Raw genomic sequence first — 20,440 nt, forward strand, 5'->3', positions numbered from 1 at the left:
CAGGGCCATTCCGCAAGGGGAATGGCCCTGAGCCGCCGCCGTTCCTGCCGGATCGACTCAGCGATCTGGCAGGGTGATGTTGAGTTCCAGAATCGAGCAACTGCCCTGGCTTTCCAGTGCAACATGTACGTCGTCGTTACCGATGTTGACGTACTTGCGGATCACATCGACCAGTTCCTTCTGCAAGGCTGGCAAGTAATCCGGCGTGCTGCGCTGGCCGCGCTCATGCGCCACGATGATCTGTAGACGCTCTTTCGCTACCGAGGCGGTACTTGGCTTTTTGTTGGCACGAAAGAAGTCAAAAAGGTTCATTACCTACCTCCAAACAGGCGCTCGAAGAATCCCTTCTTCGTAACATCGAGGAAACGATGTTCTTTTTCTTTGCCCAGCAGACGATCAACGGCATCGCTGTACGCCTGACCGGCATCGCTCTGGTCGTCGAGAATCACCGGGACGCCCGAGTTGGAAGCTTTCAGGACCGCTTGCGACTCAGGGATGACGCCCAGCAGGGTCACGGCCAGAATTTCCTTCACGTCTTCGACGCCCAGCATCTCGCCATCGCTGACGCGCTGCGGATTGTAACGGGTCAGCAGGAGGTGTTCCTTGATCGGCTCTTCGCCGTTTTCGGCGCGACGCGATTTGCTGGCCAACAGGCCCAGCATGCGGTCGGAGTCACGTACCGAGGACACTTCCGGGTTGGTCACGATGATCGCTTCGTCGGCGAAGTACATGGCCAGGTGCGCACCTTTCTCGATGCCCGCCGGGGAGTCGCAGACCACGAAGTCGAAGTCTTCCTTCAACTGCATCAGGACTTTTTCCACGCCTTCGACGGTCAGCGCGTCTTTGTCGCGGGTCTGGCTGGCGGCCAGCACGTAGAGGTTTTCCAGGCGCTTGTCTTTGATCAGGGCCTGCTGCAGGTTGGCTTCGCCGTTGACCACGTTGACGAAGTCGTACACCACGCGACGCTCGCAACCCATGATCAGGTCGAGGTTACGCAAGCCCACGTCGAAGTCGACGATCACTGTTTTGTGGCCGCGCAGAGCGAGGCCGGTACCGATAGCGGCGCTGGTGGTGGTCTTACCCACACCACCCTTGCCGGATGTAACCACGAGAATCTTGGCCAAGGTGTTTCACCCCTAAGGAAGAAGGACTTTTTAGCCCCTGAAAAACATCTCTTGAAAACTACTGCAGTCGGACAGCCTTGGCTGGAGTTCGGCGCAAGTCGCACTTGCCGGGGGCAAACGCTCCTTGATCCTTTTTCCTACTTCGTTTGAGCCGTTTTCGCTACGTTTTAGAGATGCTTGGAAAATGCGGCAGTATCCGTTAAAGCCGAATGATGTTCAACACGTCGGCCGACAGGCTGACCTGTACACCGGAGCCCCACAGTGGATCGCGGCGCAAATCTTCGGAAACCTTGTAATGCCCGGCGATGGAGATCAGTTCAGCGCTCAATTGCTGACAGAAAATCCGCGCCTTGGTGTCGCCCTTGACACCAGCCAGTGCACGACCGCGCATCGGGCCGTATACATGGATGTTGCCATCGGCAAGAAGTTCCGCCCCCGGACTGACCGAGGAAACCACGACCAAATCGCCACCCTGGGCGTATATCTGTTGGCCACCACGTACTGGCGTGGTGATCACACGGGTCGGTTTGACGGTCGGCTCCGGCGGCTTTTCCGGCTTCTTTTTGACTTCCGGTTCCGGGGCTTCCAGCGGTCGTTCCCGGGCGCCGGACGGCGGCAGCACCGGGATGTCGATGGCGATGGCGGCGGCGATGTCTTCGATACGACTGGCGCGGATCGCCAGGGTACGCAGGCCATGCTGGCGGCACACGCGCATCAGACCGGGCAGATCGACCGCGCCTTCGCCCGGCGGCAGTTTGTCCAGCGCCAGGACCAGCGGGGCATTGCTGAAGAAGTTCGGGGCCTGGGCGACTTTGGCGGCCAGTTGCCGATCGAGGCTGTCGAGGTCGTTACGGGACAACTCCAGCACCGTAATGGCCAGCATGCTGCCCTTCAACTGGAACACAGGATCTTGATCTGGCGATTCGTTTTGGCTCATATCGGCATACAACGGCTTGTCACTAAAAGTGCCGAGACTTATAACGAGAACGCCCGCGAGCCGCAAGCCGGGTCGAACAATGTAGAATGCGCGGCCACTGAATTTACGGAAGCTTTAATGGATCGCCCGCGTTTTCGAAGAGCCTTTCTTTCTCCCCGCTTCTGGCCGCTCTGGTGCGGTCTGGGGCTGTTGTGGCTGGTCGTGCAGTTGCCGTATGCGGTTTTACTGACGATCGGTCGTATTCTGGGCGCATTGATGTATCGCGTGGCCGGCGACCGGCGGCGCATCGCCAAGCGCAATCTTGAACTGTGCTTCCCGGAAAAATCCGCCGCCGAGCGCAAACGCCTGCTCAAGGAAAACTTCGCCTCCACCGGCATTGCGTTTTTTGAAATGGCGATGAGCTGGTGGTGGTCGCGCGAGCGTCTGGCGAAGCTGGCCCACGTCGAAGGGCTGGAGCATCTGCAACAGGCCCAGCGTGAAGGCAAAGGCGTGATCCTCATGGCCGCGCACTTCACCACCCTGGAAATCGGTGCGGCGCTGCTCGGTCAGCAACACACCATCGACGGCATGTACCGCGAGCACAAGAACCCGTTATTCGACTTCGTCCAGCGTCGTGGCCGCGAGCGGCACAACCTCGATTCGCTGGCGGTGGAGCGTGACGATGTGCGCGGCATGCTCAAGCTGCTGCGTTCGGGCCGGGCGATCTGGTACGCACCGGATCAGGACTACGGCGCCAAGCAAAGCATCTTCGTGCCGTTGTTCGGCATTCAGGCTGCAACGGTGACCGCCACCACCAAGTTCGCCCGGCTGGGCAAGGCGCTGGTGGTGCCGTTCACTCAGCAACGTCTGGCCGACGGCAGCGGTTACAAACTGGTGATCCATCCGCCGCTGGAGGACTTCCCGGGCGAAACCGAGGAGGCCGACTGCATCCGCATCAACCAATGGGTGGAAAGTGCATTGCGCGCCTGCCCTGAGCAATACTTGTGGGCGCATCGCCGGTTCAAGAGCCGTCCACCGGGTGAGCCGAAGCTTTACCCCAAACGGCGCGGCTGATTCACTTACCCTTTCAAGCACCATGGAGCGTTGCGATGAGCCCAGCTGAACCGGTCACAGGTTTGATTCTTTCCGGCGGCGGGGCTCGGGCGGCGTATCAGGTGGGGGTGCTGGCGGCGATAGCCGAATTGCTGCCATTGGGTGCGGACAATCCGTTTCCGGTGATCGTCGGCACCTCGGCCGGGGCGATCAATGCGGTCAGCCTGGCCAGTGGCGCCACCGATTTTCGCGCGGCCATCGAACGCCTGACGCTGTTCTGGCAGGGCTTTCGCAGCCACCGGGTGCTGCGCAGCGACTGGCCGGGGGTGATCCGCCAGGCCAGCCGCTTCGTCAGCCACAGCTTGCTGGGCATGGGTCGGCACCTGCCGGTGGCGCTGCTCAACAGCTCGCCCTTACGCGATTTACTCAACGAAAAACTGCACATGTCCGGCATTGCCGAATCCATTGCCTGCGAGCAGTTGCATGCGGTGGCGGTGACCGCGTTCGGTTATGAGTCGGGGCAAGCGGTCACGTTCTATCAGGGCGGCGGCAAGATCGATGCATGGTTGCGGCATCGCCGTATCGGTGTGCCGACGCAGCTGTCGGTGGAGCACTTGCTGGCCAGTTCGGCGATCCCGTTGCTGTTTGCCCCGGTAAAAATCGGTGAGGAATATTTCGGTGACGGCGCAGTGCGGCAATCGGCACCGATCAGTCCGGCGCTGCACCTGGGCGCGAGCCGGGTGCTGGTGGTGGGCGTCAGCGGCAACCCGCGCGGTTTCGATCCTCAGCAACCGCTGGAGCGCTCCTACACCGGTCAGCAGCCCACCCTGGCGCAGATCGGCGGGCACCTGCTCAACAGCACGTTCATCGACAGCCTGGAGAGCGACATCGAGTTGCTGCAGCGTCTGAACCAGTTCAGTCACCTGATGCCCGAGGGCGTACCGACTCGTGAGTTGGGCGTGGCGCCGGTGGAGGTGCTGGTGATTGCGCCGAGTCAGCCGATCGATGAAATCGCGGCGCGGCATCGCCAGGAGTTGCCGGCGGCGTTGCGCCTGTTCCTGCGCGGCCCGGGTGCGACCAAGACCAGTGGGGCAGGGGTGTTGAGCTATCTGCTGTTCGAGGCGGGGTATTGCAGCGAGCTGATCGACCTGGGACGGCGCGATGCGTTGGCCAAGCGTGCAGAGTTGTGCCGATTTCTGGGGATCAGCGAAGCGGTGGTGCCGGCCTGAGATTTGCGGTGCGGCCATTCGCGAGCAAGCCCGCTCCCACATGGGTTCTGTGTCGGTCACAAAACCAGTGTGGGAGCGGGCTTGCTCGCGAAGGCGTCCTTGCAGACGCCACTGATACCAGGATCAGAAGTGGAACTTCACCAGGAAGCTGGTCACGTTCTGATTGGTGGTAAAGCCACGGGAGTCTTCGATCCCGTATTTGTCTTTCCAGTAGTCGTACTCAACACCGACGTACAGCTGCTTCTCGCCAAAATGCAGGGCCTTGCCCAGGTCGTATTTGACCTGCGGGTTGAAGTGCAGGTTGGCGTGATACTCGCCCTTGTTGTTGACGTCGTTGTCGACCACCCAGTCCATGTAGCCGTCGATCAGCACGTTCGAGCTGCCGACCGGAATGGTGTAGGACCAGACCGGAGTGATCTGCCAGACGTTGTCACCCGGACGCGAGCTGTCGGTGTGGCGCTGGTAGAAGTTCAACTGGAAATAGTCGAAACCCGGGATCGCCAGATCGAAGCCAGGACCGATCAGGTACGACTCGACGTCGCCTTCACCGAACTCGTAAGTCATCGCCAGCAGCACGTCCTTGATCGGGCCGAATTCGATCTTCTGGTCCAGCACCTTGCCCAGCGAGATGCGTGGCTGGAACTCACCATAAGTGGTGTTCGGGCCGACGTTGGCGTCGTCCTTGCCGTTGTAGAAGATCTTGTCGACGAACAGGAAGTTATCCCCGTACTTCCAGGCGTCGGCGTGCTCGAAAGTGACGGTCTGCTGGATCGCCGGGTTGACCTTGAAGTCTTTGCCGTAGAGGTAGGTCAGGCTGTTGTTCTGCCATTGCAGCAGGCCATCGGCCATGGCCTGACCCCCGGCCAACATCGATCCCGCGAGCATCAGGCTGGTGCACATACGTTTCATTCGGTTGCTCCCAAAGTAGGTGTTCCACGTTTATTTTTTTAAGATCGGCGCTCTGGTGTGGCGCCTTTTTTCGTTGCTGCAAAAGTCATCCGATCGGTCAGCTTCGCTGGTGATAGCAAGAGCTGGGCCAAGGCTTTCAGAAAGCAAAAAAACGCCCGTTCGGCTGCTGAAAAACAGTCGATTGAGCGTGTTTTCGGGATGCCTCGGTACTGACCGGGGCCGGGATAAGTTGGCTCTTCGGTCAGGAATTAAATCCGGGCTTTTTTTTAGACCGAATTCAAGAGGCCGCGGAGAATACTGACTCCTCGGCCAGCTCTCAAGTGCCCCGCAACAGAGCACCGACGACAGGTATGGGGCACGGTTGCGGGCCATCTCAGAAGTGCACCTTCACCAGCAGGCTGGCGGTGTTTTGGTTGGTGTCGAGGTTGTGACTGCTTTCGACTCCGTATTTGTTCTTCCAGTAGCTATATTCGGTGCCGACGTACAGCTGCTTGTGGCTCCAGCCCAGGGCTTTGCCCAGGTCGTATTTGATCTGCGGATTGATGTGCAGGTTGGCGTGGTAGGTGCCGCGCGAGTTCTGGTCGTTGTCGACGACCCAGTCCAGATAGCCGTCGATCAGCAGATCGGAATTGCCTACGGGAACGCTGTACGACCAGCCCGGGGTGACCTGCCACACACCGTCTCCGGGGCGCGGGCCTTCGGTGTGGCGGCGGAAGATGTTCAGGGTCACGTAGTTGAAGCCGGGCACCTTGAGGTCGAAGCCGGGGCCGATCAGGTAGGCCTCGCTGTCGCCTTCGCCGTACTCGTAGGTCATCGCCAGCAGCACGTCCTTGATCGGGCCGAACTCGAGCTTCTGGTCGAAGATCTTGCCGAACGAGAAGCGCGGAGTGAATTCGCCGTAGTAGGTGTGCGGGCCTTTGTTGCGGTCGTCCTGGCCGTTGTAGAAGATCTTGTCGACGAACAGGAAGTTGTCGCCGTACTTCCACTTGTCAGCGTGCTCGAACGTCACCGTCTGCTGGATCGACGGGTTGATCGCGAAGTTCTTGCCGTACAGGTAGCTCAAGCTGTTGGTCTGCCACAGCAGTAAATCGCCGGCCATGGCCTGACTCGCGGCCAGCAGGCCGCCACTCAACAGAACGTTGGTTTGCGTGCGAATCATCTGTTGCTCCCTCTTGTTTTTATTGTTGAGGCAGGGTGTTGCATAGTCCATGTGGGAGCGAGCTTGCTCGCGAAAGCGGTGTGTCATTCAACAGTGATGTTGACTGACATGGCCTCTTCGCGAGCAAGCTCGCTCCCACAGGGGTAATCGGTAATGCTGTTAATGCGCATGGCAGTCGTTGATCGCTGCGCGTTCGGCGCCGCCGAGGATGTTGAACAGCAGGTTCAGGGTCAGCGCGCTGAGCGTGGCCATGGCGATGCCGCTGTGGGTAATCGGGCTCATCCACATCGGCAGGTGCGCGAAGAACTCCGGACGCACCACCGGTATCAGGCCCATGCCGATGCTCACCGCCACCAGCAACTGGTTGCGACGGTCACCGATGTCGGCTTCCTGAAGGATCTTGATCCCGGTAGCCGCCACCATGCCGAACATCGCAATCGCTGCACCGCCAAGCACCGCCGGTGGAATCGACGCCACCAGGAACGCCGCTTTCGGCAGCAGGCTCAGCACGATCAGCAGACCACCGGCGACGATGGTCACCGAGCGGCAGCGCACGCCGGTCATCTGCACCAGGCCGATGTTCTGCGCGAACGAGGAGTGGGTGAAGGTGTTGAAGAACCCGGCAAAGAACGATGCAGCCGCGTCACACATCAAGCCGCGACGCAGCATGCGCGGGCAGACTTCCTGGCCGGTGATCTTGCCCAGCGCCAAGAACATGCCGGTGGACTCGACGAAGATGATCACCACCACCAGGCACATCGACAGGATCGGCGCGAGTTCGAATTTCGGCATGCCGAAGTGCAGCGGGGTGACGAACTGAAGCCATGGCGCGCTGGCCATGCCGCTCAGGTCGACCATGCCGAGCGCGCCGCAAAGTACGTAGCCGAAACACATGCCGATCAGCACGGAAATATTGACCCAGAACCCGCGCATGAAGCGGTGGATCAACAGAATGGTTGCCAGCACCAGGGCGGCGATGGCCAGGTAAATCGGCGAGCCGAATTGCGCAGCGGCGGCGCCGCCACCGGCCCAGTTCACAGCCACGGGGAACAGCGACAGACCGATCGAGGTGATGACCGTGCCGGTCACCAGCGGCGGGAAGAAACGCACGACCTTGGACATGAACGGCGCGATGAGCATGCCGAAGAACCCGGCGGCGATGGTTGCACCGAAGATCCCTTGCAGACCGATACCGGGCATGCCGGCCATGGCGACCATGCTGCCGACGGCGGCGAAACTGGCGCCCATCATCACCGGCATGCGGATGCCCATCGGGCCGATACCCAGCGACTGGACGATGGTGGCGATACCGGCGACCAGCAGGTCGGCGTTGATCAGGAAGGCGATTTCTTCACGACTCAGGCCAGCGGCCTGTCCGATGATCAACGGCACCGCGATGGCACCGCCGTACATCAGCAGAACATGTTGCAAACCGACCAGGATCAGTTGCAAAAGGGGCAAACGCTGAATGGCGGGTGCGTCGGGGATGCGCGCTTTGGACAGCTCGGACATGCAACACCTCGGATCTTTTTTATTCTTGTGATTGAACAGCTGCCGGGTGGCTCACAGCTGTCCTTTTGCATCATTCATATGCTTGGCTGGAGGCATTTTGTGGCGAGGGGATTTATCCCCGATCGGCGGCGCAGCCGTCGCAAAGCCTGTAAATGCCATCTGCCTGATGTATAACGATTGCGGGTTTTTGGGGCTACTTCGTAGCCCATCGGGGATGAATCCCCTCGCCACAAGTAAATCCCCTCACCACAGGTAGATCCTCAAGCACAGGTAAATCCCTTCACCCCAAAAGCCTGCTTTTACACAGGCTTTTGTCTGGCTCAGTTGGTCTGGGCTCCCTGCGCGATCCATGCACCGATCAGGTCACGTTCCTGCTGGGTCATCTGAGTGATGTTGCCCAGTGGCATGATCTGCGTGGTGATGGCTTGCGCCTGGATCCGCGCCGCGTTCTGGCGGATCTGCTCGGGGGTGTCGAACATCACACCGGCAGGTGCTGCGCTGAACAACGGGCTGGTCGGTTTGGCCGAATGGCAGACCGCGCAGCGTTCCTGGATCACGTTGTGCACCTTGTCGAAGGCCGGACCGGCGTTGGACGCTTGCGCCGGTGCCGCAGCAGGGGCTGCTGCTGGCGCTGCAGGTGCCGCCGCTTCAGCCGGTTTCGCGCCACCGCCCAGTGCCGTTTCCGGCAGTGGCTGGTACTCGATTTTCGCGGGTGCCTTGGCCACGTCCGGTGCGGTCGGCATCGGCGCAGGGCCGGTGACGTACGCCAGGGTGATCATGCCCACCGCTGCCACCGGCAGGGTCCAGGCAAACTTGTGGCTGTCGTGACGGGTGTTGAAGTAGTGACGCACCAACACCGCCAACACCGCAATCCCGGCCAGGATCAACCAGTTGTACTGGCTGCCGTAAGTGCTCGGGAAGTGGTTGCTGATCATGATGAACAGCACCGGCAGGGTGAAGTAGTTGTTGTGACGCGAACGCAGCAGGCCCTTGGCTGGCAGCGCCGGGTCCGGTGTGCGGTTCTCGGCGATCGCCGCGACCAGTGCACGTTGCGCCGGCATGATGATGCGGAACACGTTACCGACCATGATGGTGCCGATGATCGCGCCGACGTGCAGGTACGCACCACGACCGCTGAACACTTTGCTGAAGCCATACGCCGCGCCGATGATCAGCACGAACAGGATGAAGCCGAGCAGGGCGGGTTTTTTGCCCAGTGGCGAATCGCAGAGGAAGTCGTAGACGAACCAGCCGGCGATCAGCGAACCGATGCCGATGGCCACGCCTTCAGGGCCGGTCAGGCCGCTGCCGGGTGCCACGAGGTAGAGCACGGGGTTGGAGTAGAACACCACGCACAGCAGCGCGATCCCCGACATCCAGGTGAAGTAGGCTTCCCATTTGAACCAGTGCAGGTTCTCCGGCATTGACGGTGGGGCCAGTTTGTATTTTTCCAGGTGATAGATACCGCCGCCGTGGATTGCCCACAGATCACCGGCCAGGCCGGTTTTCGGGTTGACGCGGTTGAGGTTGTTCTCCAGCCAGACGAAGTAGAACGACGCGCCGATCCAGGCCACGCCAGTGATCATGTGAACCCAGCGCACGCTCAGGTTCAGCCATTCCAACAGATGTGCTTCCACAGTCTTTACCTCTCGCCTGTCACCCTTGTTGTCGGGTGATCAGACCTTCTCTTATTGGTGGGGGGCGAGGATCAAACGCTCATCCTCTTTGAAAAAATGCTCATCGCAGTTATTGCCTGTGCCACTGCGATCAACCACCAGGAAGTCATCCCGCTTTTCGATCGTCAGCACCGGGTGGTGCCAGACGCCGCGATGGTAATTGATGCCCTGCCTGCCGTTGGTGACGAAGGCGCGGACCAAGCCTGATACAGGTTCATCGCCAAGTGGCGCGACCACGATCAGAAAGGGGTTGCCGAGCAGCGGAATGAAAGCCTGGCTGCCCAGCGGATGGCGTTCCAGCATGCTCACGGTCAGCGGCATGTCCTGCGCGTCGGCGCGGAAGATGCTGATGATCGCGTTGTCCTCAGGCGTAGCGGTTTCGACCGTCGCCAGTTTGTGGAAGCGCATGGTCGAACCGTTGTTGATCATGAAGTGGTTGCTGCCGTCGGTTTCGATCACGTCACCGAAGGGGGCGAAGGCTTCTTTGGTCAGCGGTTCAATCGTTAGTGTGCGCATGCTGTTCTTTTCCGAATTCTGTGTTGTTCAACTTGTCAGTGCGTCTTGCGCGATCCCTGTAGGAGCTGGCGAAGCCTGCGATCTTTTGATTTGGCTTTTAAGATCAAGATCAAAAGATCGCAGCCTGCGGCAGCTCCTACAGACTCAGCATTACTTCGCGACCTTGCCCAAAACGCGCAGGCGGCTCACACCACCGTCCGGGAACACGTTCAGACGGATGTGGGTGATCGGGCCCAGTGCCTTGATCTGCTCGACGAAGGTGTGTTCGGCGTGCATTTCCAGCTTCTGGCTCGGCAGCAGTTCACGCCAGAACAGCGACTGGGTTTCGATCTGGCTGTCGGTGCCGCCCTTGACGAACGCGCCCTGGATCGAGCAGGTGTCCGGGTAGTTGCCCTTGAAGTGCAGGGTGTCGACGATGATTTTTTCGATCTCGCCCGGGTGGCCCAGCGCGACGATCACCCAGTCATTGCCCGGGGTACGACGACGTGCGGTTTCCCAGCCGTCGCCCATGTTGATGCCACGGCCCGGGTTGAGGATGTTGCTCATGCGGCCGAAGTGTTCGTCGGAGCAGGCGAGGGCGCGGCCACCGTTAAGGGCTGCGGCCAGGTCGACTTGCTCGTTATCGCCAACAGCGGACCAGTCGCGGAACGGAATGCCGTACACGCGCAGACGGGCGACACCGCCGTCCGGGTAGATGTTGAAGCGCAGGTGGCTGAACGCTTGGTCGTTGCTGATTTCGTGGTAGTGGTGGCTGTTGCCTTGCAGCTCGACGGCCGACAGCACTTCAGTCCACTGGGTGTTTTCGTCCGGCTCGCCCGAGGCCAGGAAGCACGCTTCCAGCGAGGCCGATGGCGGGAAGTTGCCGGTGAAGAATGAGGTGTCGATGTCCACGCCTTTGATCGAGCCCGGTACGCCCAGACGGATCACCGCGCTGTCGTAGCCTTCAAAGCGCTTGCGACGCGATTCCCAGCCGTCCATCCACTTGCCGTTGTCGTCGAACACACCCTCCTTCCACACGGCCGGGGTCGGCTGAAACAGACGATTGGCGTCTGCGAACCAGTCATCGGTGACCGAGATGATTTTGGTGCCCAGACGGGCATCGGCCAGGTTGACGAACTTCTCGAAAGGTACGGCGTAAGCTTTCATTCTTCTTGTCTGCCTTTAATAAGTTGGCTGGGGATGCTTGCAAGGCCCTGGGTGCTCTCCGCGTTTGATGCACTCGGGCCAGGCTTCGCTAGAGAGTCAGTAAACGGAACAGGGCGATCTTGTTGATCTCCGCCAGCGCGCATTTGAATTCGGTGTCGACCGAGTTGTGAATGCGCGTTTCGAACGCCGCGAGGATCTGATGCCGGTTGCTGCCTTTTACCGCCATGATGAAGGGAAACTTGAACTTGGCTTTGTAGGCGTCGTTCAGCTCGGTGAAGCGCTGGAACTCTTCGGCCGTGCATTGGTGAATACCGGCGCCCGCCTGTTCATTGGTGCTGGCTTCGGTCAGTTGGCCCTGGACGGCAGCTTTGCCGGCCAGGTCCGGGTGAGCGTTGATCAGTGCCAGTTGACTGGTGTGATCGGCGCTCAACAGGATGTCGCTCATGCGCTGGTGCAGGGTTTCGATCTCGTCGATCGAAGCATCCGCGCCCAGGTCGTAGGCCTTCTCGGCCACCCATGGCGAATGTTCGTAGATGTCGGCGAAGGCTTTGACGAAGGCGTCGCGGCTCAGGGTCGACGGTTGCAGGGTTTGAAAGCGGCTCATTTGGCGGCCCCTTGGTACGGGTGGGTTGCGTGCCAGTGGCGTGCGATGTCGACGCGACGGCTGAACCACACCTGTTCATGACTTTTAGCGTATTCGATGAAGCGCTTGAGCGAGGCCAGACGCGCCGGACGGCCGATCAGGCGGCAGTGCAGACCGATCGAAAGCATCTTCGGCGCTTCGGCGCCCTCGGCGTAGAGCACGTCGAATGCGTCTTTGAGGTATTCGAAGAAGTCGTCGCCCTTGTTGAAACCCTGAACTTGCGTGAAGCGCATGTCGTTGGTGTCGAGGGTGTACGGGATCACCAGGTGCGGCTTGCCGGTCGGGTTGTTCGGTTCCCAGTAGGGCAGGTCGTCGTCGTAGGTGTCGCAGTCGTAGAGGAAACCACCTTCTTCCATCACCAGACGACGGGTGTTCGGGCCAGTGCGGCCGGTGTACCAGCCCAGTGGGCGCTCGCCAGTGAGTTCGGTGAGGATGCGGATCGCTTCGAGCATGTGCTCGCGCTCCTGCGCTTCATCCATGTACTGGTAGTCGATCCAGCGGTAGCCGTGGCTGCAGATCTCGTGACCGGCTTCGACCATCGCGCGGATCACGTCCGGGTGGCGCTGGGCGGCCATGGCCACGGCGAAGATGGTCAGTGGAATGTCGAATTCCTTGAACAGTTTCAGGATCCGCCAGACGCCGGCGCGGCTGCCATACTCGTAAAGCGATTCCATGCTCATGTTGCGCGCGCCTTGCAGCGGCTGGGCAGCGACCATTTCCGAGAGGAAGGCTTCAGATTCTTTGTCGCCGTGCAGGATGTTGCGTTCGCCGCCTTCTTCGTAATTGAGCACGAACGACAGGGCGATGCGCGCGTTGCCCGGCCAGTGTGGGTGAGGAGGGTTACTGCCGTAACCGATCAGGTCGCGTGGGTAGTCAGCGCTCACTGCAGTCTTCCTTCTTGTTCGTTGACAGGTTTGTGTAACGGCATGCACAGGCTGGCGTCACAGCGATGGGCTGATTGTATACAACTTTATTCTCAATTTGTAAGCCTGAATTTTCGCATTTTTCACCGACTGTCATCTTTTGCTGCTAATGGCGTAAACCTGCAAGAAACCTGCCTGATCAGTCAGCTAATGGCTGTGAGGTTCAATAGCCAGGCGCTTTAGGCGCAGATCCGCGGTAAACGCCCGAATGGCGGGGGTGATGCGAAAAATGTCGTTTTTATTGTGTACAATTTTTTTGAAAAGTGTCTTAATCAGTCGCTCGCCGCAACTTTTCGTGCTCCGAATCGGTGCGGTCTCCTTTTTACCTGACTTCGGGAGGCGCGAAGTCTGACTGCTCTTTGCGGCCAGGCGCGCAGAATCAATGGGACGTTTGACAACACACGTTTTGGACGCTGCACACGGTTGCCCGGGCAGCTCGATCAAGGTCGAGCTGTACCGCGTTGAAGGTTCGCACCTGGAATTGGTCGCCAGTGCGATAACCAACAGCGATGGCCGGGTCGATGCGCCGCTGCTGCAAGGCGATGACTACCGCACCGGGGTCTATCAGGTGCAGTTCCTCGCCGGCGATTACTACCGCGCCCGTGGCGTGCAACTGCCGGAGCCGGCGTTCCTCGACGTGGTGGTGCTGCGTTTCGGCATCTCCGCCGAGCAGGATCATTACCACGTACCACTGCTGATCTCGCCTTACAGCTATTCCACCTATCGGGGCAGCTGACCCCCAAGCAGCTGCCCCCACCGGGAAGCGACTGCGCATATAGCTTCTTTGGTCTTTCGCCCGCTCACACTGCGGGCTTTTTTTTCGCCTGGAGGAAAGTGTCCCCTGTTCTGACGCCTTCGCGAGCAAGCCCGCTCCCACAAGGGAATGCATTCCAAATGTGGGAGCGGGCTTGCTCGCGAAGCTTTGGTTGTTAGCGGCTCAACAGAGAAGCAGCCCCGGCACCACTGAACAACCCGGCACTCACCCGATTGAACCAGCTCTGTCCCTTGCCGCTACGCAGATACCGCGCCGCACCATGCGCCCCCAGCCCGTAAGCCAGTTTGCAGCACAGATCCAGCACCACCCACGTCGCAATCATGATCAGCAACTGCGGCAGGAACGGCTGTTGTGCGCTGAGGAACTGCGGCAGAAACGCGGCGAAGAACAGAATGTCTTTCGGATTGCTCGCGCCCAGGACAAAGGCGCGCCCGAACAGTGTGCGAAAGCGTGGCACTGGTGCGGCTTGTGGCACTTCGGCACCGACCGCTGGCTGACGCGATTGCTGCCAGCTCTGCCAGGCGAGATAGAACAGGTATAGCGCGCCGACGATCTTCAAGGCGCTGAACAGTTGTTCCGACGCCAGCAGCAGGGCGCCGAGCCCCAGCGCCGAGGCACTGAGCAGGCAGATCGAGGCGATCACGCCGCCGAGAAATGCCGGGTAAGAGCGGCGCAAGCCGTAGTTCAGACTGTTGCTGATCATCAACAACGACAGCGGCCCCGGAATCAGGATCACCACCAATGCAGCGCCGCTGAACAGCAACCAGGTTTCCAGACTCATCACTTTCCTCCTTTTTTTGTTGTACTCAAGAATGTGCAAAAGCCCCACCCGCGAGGGTGAGGCTGTTTTGACGCTTGAACCGCGTGACGCTTACAAGAAGATGAACTTGGCGATGAAGATCGCGCAGAGCACCCACAGGCTGACGGAAATTTCCTTGTGCTTGCCGGTGCCGGCCTTCAGCGCCACGTAGGTGATGAAGCCCAGCGCAATGCCATCGGCGACCGAGAAGGTCAGCGGCATCATGATCGCGGTGACAATCGCCGGGATGGCGTCAGTGGCCTCATCCCATTCGATGTGCGCCATGCCGCCCATCATCAGCATCGCTACGTAAATCAGCGCACCGGCGGTGGCGTAAGCCGGAATCATGCCGGCCAGTGGCGCGAAAAACATCGCGGCTATAAATAGCACACCCACGGTGACTGCGGTAAGACCAGTCCGACCACCAGCCGCTACGCCAGCGGCACTTTCCACATAGCTGGTGACGGGCGGAACGCCGACCACCGCGCCGAAGACGCTGGAGGCGCTGTCGGCTTTCATCGCTCGGGAAAGGTTTTCGATACGCCCGTCAGCGTTGACCAGATTGGCGCGCTGGGCGACACCCATCAGGGTGCCGGCGGTGTCGAACATGTGTACGAAGAGGAAGGCCAGGACCACGCTGATCATGCTGACGTTGAACACTCCAGCGATGTTCATGGCCATGAACGTAGGCGCCAGGCTCGGCGGGGTCGACATGATGCCCGAGTAGTGCACGATACCCAGGCCCCAACCGGCCAGGGTCACGGTGATGATGCTGATGAGGATCGCGCCAAAGACTTTGTGGTAGCTGAGGATCGCGATCATCAGGAAGCAGATCGCGGCGAGCAGCGGGCCGGGCTCGCGCAGGGAGCCGAGCTTGATCAGGGTGGCCGGGCTGTCGACGACGATGCCGGCGGTCTTCAGGCCGATCAGCCCGAGGAACAGACCGACACCGGCGCCCATCGCAAAGCGCAGGCTGACCGGGATGCTGTTGAGCAGCCATTCGCGAATCCGCGAGAAGGTCAGGATCATGAACAGTACGCCGGAAACGAACACCGCACCAAGCGCGGTCTCCCAGTTGTAGCCCATGGTGCCGACCACGGTGTAGGTGAAGAAGGCGTTGAGGCCCATGCCCGGCGCAAGGCCCACCGGCCAGTTGGCGTACAGACCCATCAGCAGGCAGCCGAGCGCGGCGGCGATGCAGGTGGCGACGAAGGCTGCACCGTGATCGATCCCGGCATCGGCCATGATGTTCGGGTTGACGAAGATGATGTAGGCCATGGTGATGAAGGTTGTCAGACCGGCAATCAGCTCGGTCTTCACCGTGGTGCCATGCAAGCTGAGTTTGAAGATGCGCTCCAGCACGCCTGTGCGTAAAGGCGGCGAGAGTTCCAGCGTCGATGCTTCGGATTTGCGGCTTTCCACAGCGAGTACTCCTCAAGAGTTTTATTGTTATTTCCAGGGCCGGACCCATGAGGGGTGGCAGCAGCCCTTTGAGGCATACGCGAATTTGTTGACCATGCGGTCAGGAACTCGCACGCAGTGGATTATGCTTTTGTGTACAAATAAAGCAAATATTGTTTTTGGTTTTGTTTACGAAAGGTCAGGCGATAGGGATATATCGTTTGTTCTGGCCCCTTCGGGAGCAAGCCCCCTCCCACAGTGGATCTCCAGTGGACCCGAATCATGGGTAACCAGCAGAACCCTGTGGGAGGGGGCTTGCTCCCGAAGAGGCCAGCCCAGTCAATCGAGAGGTGACTGAGTGTTCCCAAGCGCCATATTCACCGCCAGCCAGCCATTCACCGCCGCCTCCCCAGCCTCGGCAAACACCCGCTCGAGCAACTTCACTTGTTCACGGCGCAACGCCTGCTCGAACTTTGCACCTTCCACGGTCAATTCCAGCAGACGCCTACGCTTGTCCGCCGCCGCCGCCACGCTGTCCACCAGGTGCATTTCCTGCAGTTGGCGCAACGGCATGTTCAGCGCCTGTTTGCTTACGCCGAGCAATCCCAGCAACTCCTTCACACTCAAATTCGGATAACGCGCGATGAAAAATACAATCCGCTGATGCACCCGGGACAGACCGCGGCGCTCGAGCATTTCATCGGCCTTGGCGGTGAACGCCTGATAGCCGAAGAAAAACGCTTCCATCGCCTGTTGCTGGCTGGCGGGGCTTTTAAGGTCAAGCATGTTGACGTACTCGCTCAAGCTGTCGTAGTTTCGGTCAAGCAGTTTGACTCAAATTCCTACAGCCTCGCTACCGGTGACTCCCATGGCTTTTTCCGAACGTGTCTCGCGCCTTAAAAGTTCTCTGATCCGTGAAATCCTCGCCGCCGCCCAGCGCCCGGAGGTGATGTCGTTCGCCGGTGGCCTGCCCGCCGAAGCCATGCTGCCGAAAGTCGAATGGGCCGAGATGCCGCTGGCGCTTGGTCAGTACGGCATGAGCGAGGGCGAGCCGGCGCTGCGTGAAGCACTGGCAGCGGAGGCGAGGGCGCTGGGCCTGGCGTGCGAGGCGAGTCAGGTGCTGGTGGTCAGCGGTTCCCAGCAGACCCTCGATCTGGCGGCCAAGTTGTACATCGACAAGGGCACCGAAATTCTTCTGGAGGCGCCGACCTACCTGGCCGCGCTACAGATCTTCCAGCTGTTCGGCGCCGAATGCCTGACCGTGCCGCAAGAATCCGATGGCCCCAATCTCGCTCAACTGCGCAGTCGACTTGAGCAACATCGCCCGGCGTTCATCTACCTGATCCCGACGTTCCAGAACCCCTCCGCCGTGCGCTACAGCGAAGCCAAGCGCGCTGCCGTCGCCGCGTTGCTGGATGAATTCGGCGTGACCCTGATCGAAGACGAGCCGTACCGCGAACTGACGTTCGACGGCGGCAGCGCCAAACCGATTGCTGGGCGCCTGCAGAAAGCCAGCTGGATCTACACCGGCACCGTATCGAAAACCCTGCTGCCGGGCCTGCGCGTCGGCTACCTGATCGCCAGTCCGGACCTGTTCCCGCATTTGCTCAAGCTCAAGCAATCGGCGGATCTGCACACCAACCGCATCGGCCAGTGGCAGGCGCTTCAGTGGATCGGCAGTGGAAAATATCAGCAGCACCTGAGCGAGTTGCGCGGCTTTTACCGACAGCGCCGGGATGCGTTCCAGTCTGCGCTGGAAACGCATTTCTCTGATCTGGCGCACTGGAACATGCCGCAGGGCGGGCTGTTTTTCTGGCTGACGCTAAGGCAACCGCTGGATACGCGAACGCTGCTCAACGCCGCGCTGGCCAACGACGTGGCGTTCATGCCCGGTGAGCCGTTCTTTGCGGATCCGGACAACCATCACGGGCATCTGCGCCTGAACTTCAGCCACATCGATCCGGCGCGTCTCAATGAAGGGCTCAAGCGACTGGCGGCGGTGGTGCGCCAAGCCCAGGCAGCGTTAGCGGCGTAAGAGCGATCACTCTTTCTGCGCGGCGATGCTCGCCAACTCTTCGTTCGACCAGCCGCCACCCAGCGCCTTGATCAAGCCGACATTGGCGCTGAGCTGGCGAGTCTGCAAATCCAGCACACTGCTCTGCGCCTGCAGGGCGGTGGTCTGCGCCGACACCACATCCAGATAACCCACCGCCCCTTGACGATACTGGTCCAGCGCAAGGTTCTCCGACTGCTGCGCCGCGTCCGCCGCGTCGCGCTGATCCTTCAGTGCCGAGCCCAGGCCGGACACCAGCGACAGGTTGTCTTCCACTTGGGCGAACGCCGCCAGTACCACGCTGCGATAGTGCGCGCCGGCTTCGTCGGTGGCGGCCCGTGCTGCATCCAGTTCAGCCTGATGTGCGCCGCCATCGAAAATAGTGCCCAACAGCGAAGGGCCGATGACCCAGAAAAGATTGGGTGCGGAAAGCAGTTTGGCGTACTCGGCACTTTGAAAACCGGCCTGCGCGCTCAGGGTCAGGCTGGGATAGAACGCGGCCTTGGCCACGCCGATTTTCGCGTTGGCTTCAGCGGTGCGGCGCTCGGCGGCGGCGATGTCGGGGCGGCGCTGCAACAAGGTTGACGGCAACCCGACCGGCACTACCGGCAGGGTCACCGGATGAGTGCTCTCGGCGATGCTGAAGTCCGAGGCCGATGCGCCGACCAACGCGGCGATCGCATGTTCCAGCAAGGCCCGTTGCGCCTGGTTTTGCGTCAGCTGCGATTTGGTCGATGACAATTGCGTGCGGGCACGGGCCACGTCCAGTCCGGAGACGATGCCGCCGTCATGCAGGCCCTGCGTCAGGTTCAGGGCTTTCTCGAACGCCGCACCGGTTTCCTTCAGCAGGCGGGTTTGCTGATCCAGTCCGCGCAGGCGGATGTAGGTGTCGGCCAGTTGCGTCTGCAGGCTCAGGCGCGCCGAGGCCAGGTCAGCCTTCTGCGCCTGCGCTTCGTCCTTGCCGGCGGTGACCGTGTCGCGCACCCGGCCCCACAAATCCACCTCGTAATCGATCTCGGCCCCGAGCGTCACCGAGTTGTACTCATCCGGGCCGCCATTGCGCAGCGGCTTGTTGTCCGACTGGCGAATGCGCTGCGGCTGGGCATTGCCGGTGATGCTCGGAAACAGCCCGGCCTCGACCTGTTTGACGAACGCCTGCGCCTGGGCGTAATGCGCCAGCGCGGCGCTCAGGTCGGGATTGTTGTGCAGCAATTGCTGTTGCAGCGCGTCGAGCTGCGGGTCGTTGTACATCCGCCACCAACCATCGCGGTTCAACTGGTCGGAAGGCTGCGCCGTGGTCCACGGTGCGACCGTGTGAAACGGCGCGGCAACCGGCGTCGGCGGCACGTGGTAGGTGGGTGCCAGCGAACAGGCATTGAGCTCCAGCGCCGCGCCCAACACCCACGCGGCGGTGCACAACGCCGAGCGCTCAGCCATTGTTTTTGCCTCCCTTGTCGGGCTGCACGATCTGCACGCTGTCATCGTCGGCGAGGCCGTCCGGCGGGGTATCGATCACTCGGTCACTGGCCAGCAGGCCGGAGCCGATCTCCACTGAATCTCCCAACTCGCGGGCAATGGTGATGGTCTTGAAGCGCACCTTGTCATTTGCATCCAGCGTCGCCACGCGCAAGCCGTGTTCGTCGTAGCGCAGCGCACTGGCCGGCAGCCGCAAGGCGTTGACCTGCACCGGCAACTTGAACTCGACATTGGTGAAGCCGCCCGGGATCAGGCGTCCGCCGGGGTTATCCACCAGCAACTGAACCAGTGTCGTGCCGGAGGTGGCATTCACCGAGTCGGCGGTGGCGATGACCTTGGCCGGAAACTGCTCCTTCTGATATTCCGGCACGGTCAGATTGGCGCTGGTCCCCGCACGGACCAGTGGCGAAAAATTCTGTGGTACCTGCACATAAACCCGCAAGCGGCTGACATCGGACACCACAAACAGCTCGGGACCGTTGCTGCCGCTGCCAGCGTTGATCAGTGCGCCGACATCGGTTTCGCGCGCGGTCACCACGCCATCGAACGGCGCTACCAGACGCTGAAAGCCTTTGGTTGCCACCAATCGGTCGACGTTGGCTTTTGCCGCCAGTACCTGCGCCTGCTTGGCGCTGAGGTCGCCGTTGCGTTGATCAACGTCCTGGCGCGACACCGAATCGGAGGCCAGCATCGCCTGCCAGCGCTTCGCCGTAGTCGCCGCCAGCGACTCGTTGGCCTGGGCGGTGGCGAGGTCGGCGCGGGCTTGCAGCAGTTGTTGATCGAGCTCCGGGGCATCGATTTCGGCGAGCAATTGCCCGGCCTTGACCGGCGCGCCGATGTCGAATTTCCATGACTTCAAATACCCGCTGACGCGGGCGAAAATCGAGGCGCGGGAGTACGCCTCCAGCCGTCCCGGCAGATTCAGCACCGGACCTTGCGGGGCGATGCTCGGTGAGATCAGCACCACGTTGGCCACGGCCTGTTTGTCGGTCCAGTCCTTGAGCGTGCGCGATTCGCTGACGCGCCAGATGATGCACGCGATGACGATCAACACCAGCACCAGCCCGGTCAATGCGATGCGCCACAGACTGTGCTTGCGCCGCTGGGGCGCAGGGGGGGCGGGGCAATGT

The 20,440-nt window shown here is 60.8% G+C and carries 20 protein-coding genes and 1 pseudogene; 4 read left to right on the top strand and 17 right to left on the bottom strand.

Annotated features, from left to right (window positions below; genetic code table 11):
* Positions 1-57 precede the first annotated feature (57 nt).
* The 3 genes from minE to minC form a co-directional block, all read right to left on the bottom strand.
* Positions 58-312: a cell division topological specificity factor MinE gene (gene minE, locus V9L13_RS01270; RefSeq protein ID WP_003223146.1), complete on the bottom strand. Its 255-nt coding sequence runs from the start codon at positions 310-312 to the stop codon at positions 58-60.
* On the bottom strand, positions 312-1,124 hold the full coding sequence (gene minD, locus V9L13_RS01275; RefSeq protein WP_201239369.1) for a septum site-determining protein MinD: 813 nt from the start codon (positions 1,122-1,124) through the stop codon (positions 312-314). The genes minE and minD overlap by 1 nt, the downstream gene beginning before the upstream one ends.
* 199 nt (positions 1,125-1,323) lie before the next feature.
* The gene (gene minC, locus V9L13_RS01280) at positions 1,324-2,061 is read right to left on the bottom strand and encodes a septum site-determining protein MinC (RefSeq protein WP_045122352.1); all 738 of its coding nucleotides are present in this window, start codon (positions 2,059-2,061) and stop codon (positions 1,324-1,326) included.
* A gap of 117 nt (positions 2,062-2,178) precedes the next feature.
* Here minC and V9L13_RS01285 point away from each other — a divergent pair, with 117 nt between their 5' ends.
* The gene (locus tag V9L13_RS01285) at positions 2,179-3,114 is read left to right on the top strand and encodes a lipid A biosynthesis lauroyl acyltransferase (protein ID WP_338801233.1); all 936 of its coding nucleotides are present in this window, start codon (positions 2,179-2,181) and stop codon (positions 3,112-3,114) included.
* A 35-nt stretch (positions 3,115-3,149) separates the two neighbouring features.
* Positions 3,150-4,322, top strand: a complete 1,173-nt coding sequence (locus tag V9L13_RS01290; RefSeq protein ID WP_338801234.1) for a patatin-like phospholipase family protein — start codon at positions 3,150-3,152, stop codon at positions 4,320-4,322.
* 123 nt (positions 4,323-4,445) lie between these two features.
* Here V9L13_RS01290 and V9L13_RS01295 read toward each other — a convergent pair whose 3' ends face one another.
* The 9 genes and pseudogenes from V9L13_RS01295 to puuE all read right to left on the bottom strand — a co-directional run bounded on the left by V9L13_RS01295 (position 4,446) and on the right by puuE (position 12,767).
* Positions 4,446-5,231, bottom strand: coding sequence for an outer membrane protein OmpK (locus tag V9L13_RS01295; protein ID WP_003223156.1), 786 nt, complete (start codon positions 5,229-5,231; stop codon positions 4,446-4,448).
* A gap of 373 nt (positions 5,232-5,604) precedes the next feature.
* Complete coding sequence (locus V9L13_RS01300) at positions 5,605-6,390, bottom strand: outer membrane protein OmpK (protein WP_201138331.1); 786 nt, start codon at positions 6,388-6,390, stop codon at positions 5,605-5,607.
* Positions 6,391-6,442: 52 nt separating this feature from the next.
* Positions 6,443-6,565 (bottom strand): annotated as a pseudogene (locus V9L13_RS01305) (metal ABC transporter ATP-binding protein); the annotation flags it as partial.
* Positions 6,550-7,902: a nucleobase:cation symporter-2 family protein gene (locus V9L13_RS01310; RefSeq protein ID WP_338801235.1), complete on the bottom strand. Its 1,353-nt coding sequence runs from the start codon at positions 7,900-7,902 to the stop codon at positions 6,550-6,552. The gene V9L13_RS01310 and the pseudogene V9L13_RS01305, both read right to left, overlap by 16 nt.
* A 320-nt stretch (positions 7,903-8,222) precedes the next feature.
* Positions 8,223-9,539 (bottom strand): urate hydroxylase PuuD, encoded by a 1,317-nt coding sequence (locus tag V9L13_RS01315; protein WP_201138329.1) that lies wholly within the window; start codon positions 9,537-9,539, stop codon positions 8,223-8,225.
* Between the two features lie 51 nt (positions 9,540-9,590).
* On the bottom strand, positions 9,591-10,094 hold the full coding sequence (locus tag V9L13_RS01320) for an ureidoglycolate lyase (protein ID WP_103485993.1): 504 nt from the start codon (positions 10,092-10,094) through the stop codon (positions 9,591-9,593).
* Positions 10,095-10,244: 150 nt separating this feature from the next.
* The gene (gene alc, locus V9L13_RS01325) at positions 10,245-11,240 is read right to left on the bottom strand and encodes an allantoicase (RefSeq protein ID WP_003223166.1); all 996 of its coding nucleotides are present in this window, start codon (positions 11,238-11,240) and stop codon (positions 10,245-10,247) included.
* An 88-nt stretch (positions 11,241-11,328) separates the two neighbouring features.
* The gene (uraD, locus tag V9L13_RS01330; protein WP_003223167.1) at positions 11,329-11,844 is read right to left on the bottom strand and encodes a 2-oxo-4-hydroxy-4-carboxy-5-ureidoimidazoline decarboxylase; all 516 of its coding nucleotides are present in this window, start codon (positions 11,842-11,844) and stop codon (positions 11,329-11,331) included.
* Complete coding sequence (puuE, locus tag V9L13_RS01335) at positions 11,841-12,767, bottom strand: allantoinase PuuE (protein ID WP_003223169.1); 927 nt, start codon at positions 12,765-12,767, stop codon at positions 11,841-11,843. Before puuE ends, uraD begins: the two co-directional genes overlap by 4 nt.
* Positions 12,768-13,188: 421 nt before the next feature.
* Here puuE and uraH point away from each other — a divergent pair, with 421 nt between their 5' ends.
* Positions 13,189-13,542, top strand: coding sequence for a hydroxyisourate hydrolase (uraH, locus tag V9L13_RS01340; protein ID WP_338801236.1), 354 nt, complete (start codon positions 13,189-13,191; stop codon positions 13,540-13,542).
* Between the two features lie 193 nt (positions 13,543-13,735).
* Here uraH and V9L13_RS01345 read toward each other — a convergent pair whose 3' ends face one another.
* From V9L13_RS01345 to V9L13_RS01355, 3 genes are all read right to left on the bottom strand, one after another.
* On the bottom strand, positions 13,736-14,362 hold the full coding sequence (locus V9L13_RS01345) for a LysE family translocator (protein WP_003223174.1): 627 nt from the start codon (positions 14,360-14,362) through the stop codon (positions 13,736-13,738).
* 90 nt (positions 14,363-14,452) lie between these two features.
* Positions 14,453-15,802 (bottom strand): NCS2 family permease, encoded by a 1,350-nt coding sequence (locus V9L13_RS01350; protein ID WP_201138326.1) that lies wholly within the window; start codon positions 15,800-15,802, stop codon positions 14,453-14,455.
* Between the two features lie 318 nt (positions 15,803-16,120).
* Positions 16,121-16,567 (bottom strand): MarR family transcriptional regulator, encoded by a 447-nt coding sequence (locus V9L13_RS01355; protein ID WP_338801237.1) that lies wholly within the window; start codon positions 16,565-16,567, stop codon positions 16,121-16,123.
* Between the two features lie 82 nt (positions 16,568-16,649).
* Here V9L13_RS01355 and V9L13_RS01360 point away from each other — a divergent pair, with 82 nt between their 5' ends.
* Positions 16,650-17,816: a PLP-dependent aminotransferase family protein gene (locus V9L13_RS01360; protein ID WP_338801238.1), complete on the top strand. Its 1,167-nt coding sequence runs from the start codon at positions 16,650-16,652 to the stop codon at positions 17,814-17,816.
* Between the two features lie 6 nt (positions 17,817-17,822).
* Here V9L13_RS01360 and V9L13_RS01365 read toward each other — a convergent pair whose 3' ends face one another.
* A complete protein-coding gene (locus tag V9L13_RS01365) occupies positions 17,823-19,271 on the bottom strand; it encodes an efflux transporter outer membrane subunit (RefSeq protein ID WP_338801239.1) in 1,449 nt (482 codons plus the stop codon).
* On the bottom strand, positions 19,264-20,382 hold the full coding sequence (locus V9L13_RS01370; RefSeq protein WP_338801240.1) for an efflux RND transporter periplasmic adaptor subunit: 1,119 nt from the start codon (positions 20,380-20,382) through the stop codon (positions 19,264-19,266). Before V9L13_RS01370 ends, V9L13_RS01365 begins: the two co-directional genes overlap by 8 nt.
* Positions 20,383-20,440: the final 58 nt, after the last annotated feature.

The sequence above is a fragment of the Pseudomonas sp. RSB 5.4 genome, assembly GCF_037126175.1.
Classification (GTDB): Bacteria; Pseudomonadota; Gammaproteobacteria; order Pseudomonadales; family Pseudomonadaceae; genus Aquipseudomonas; species Aquipseudomonas fluorescens_H.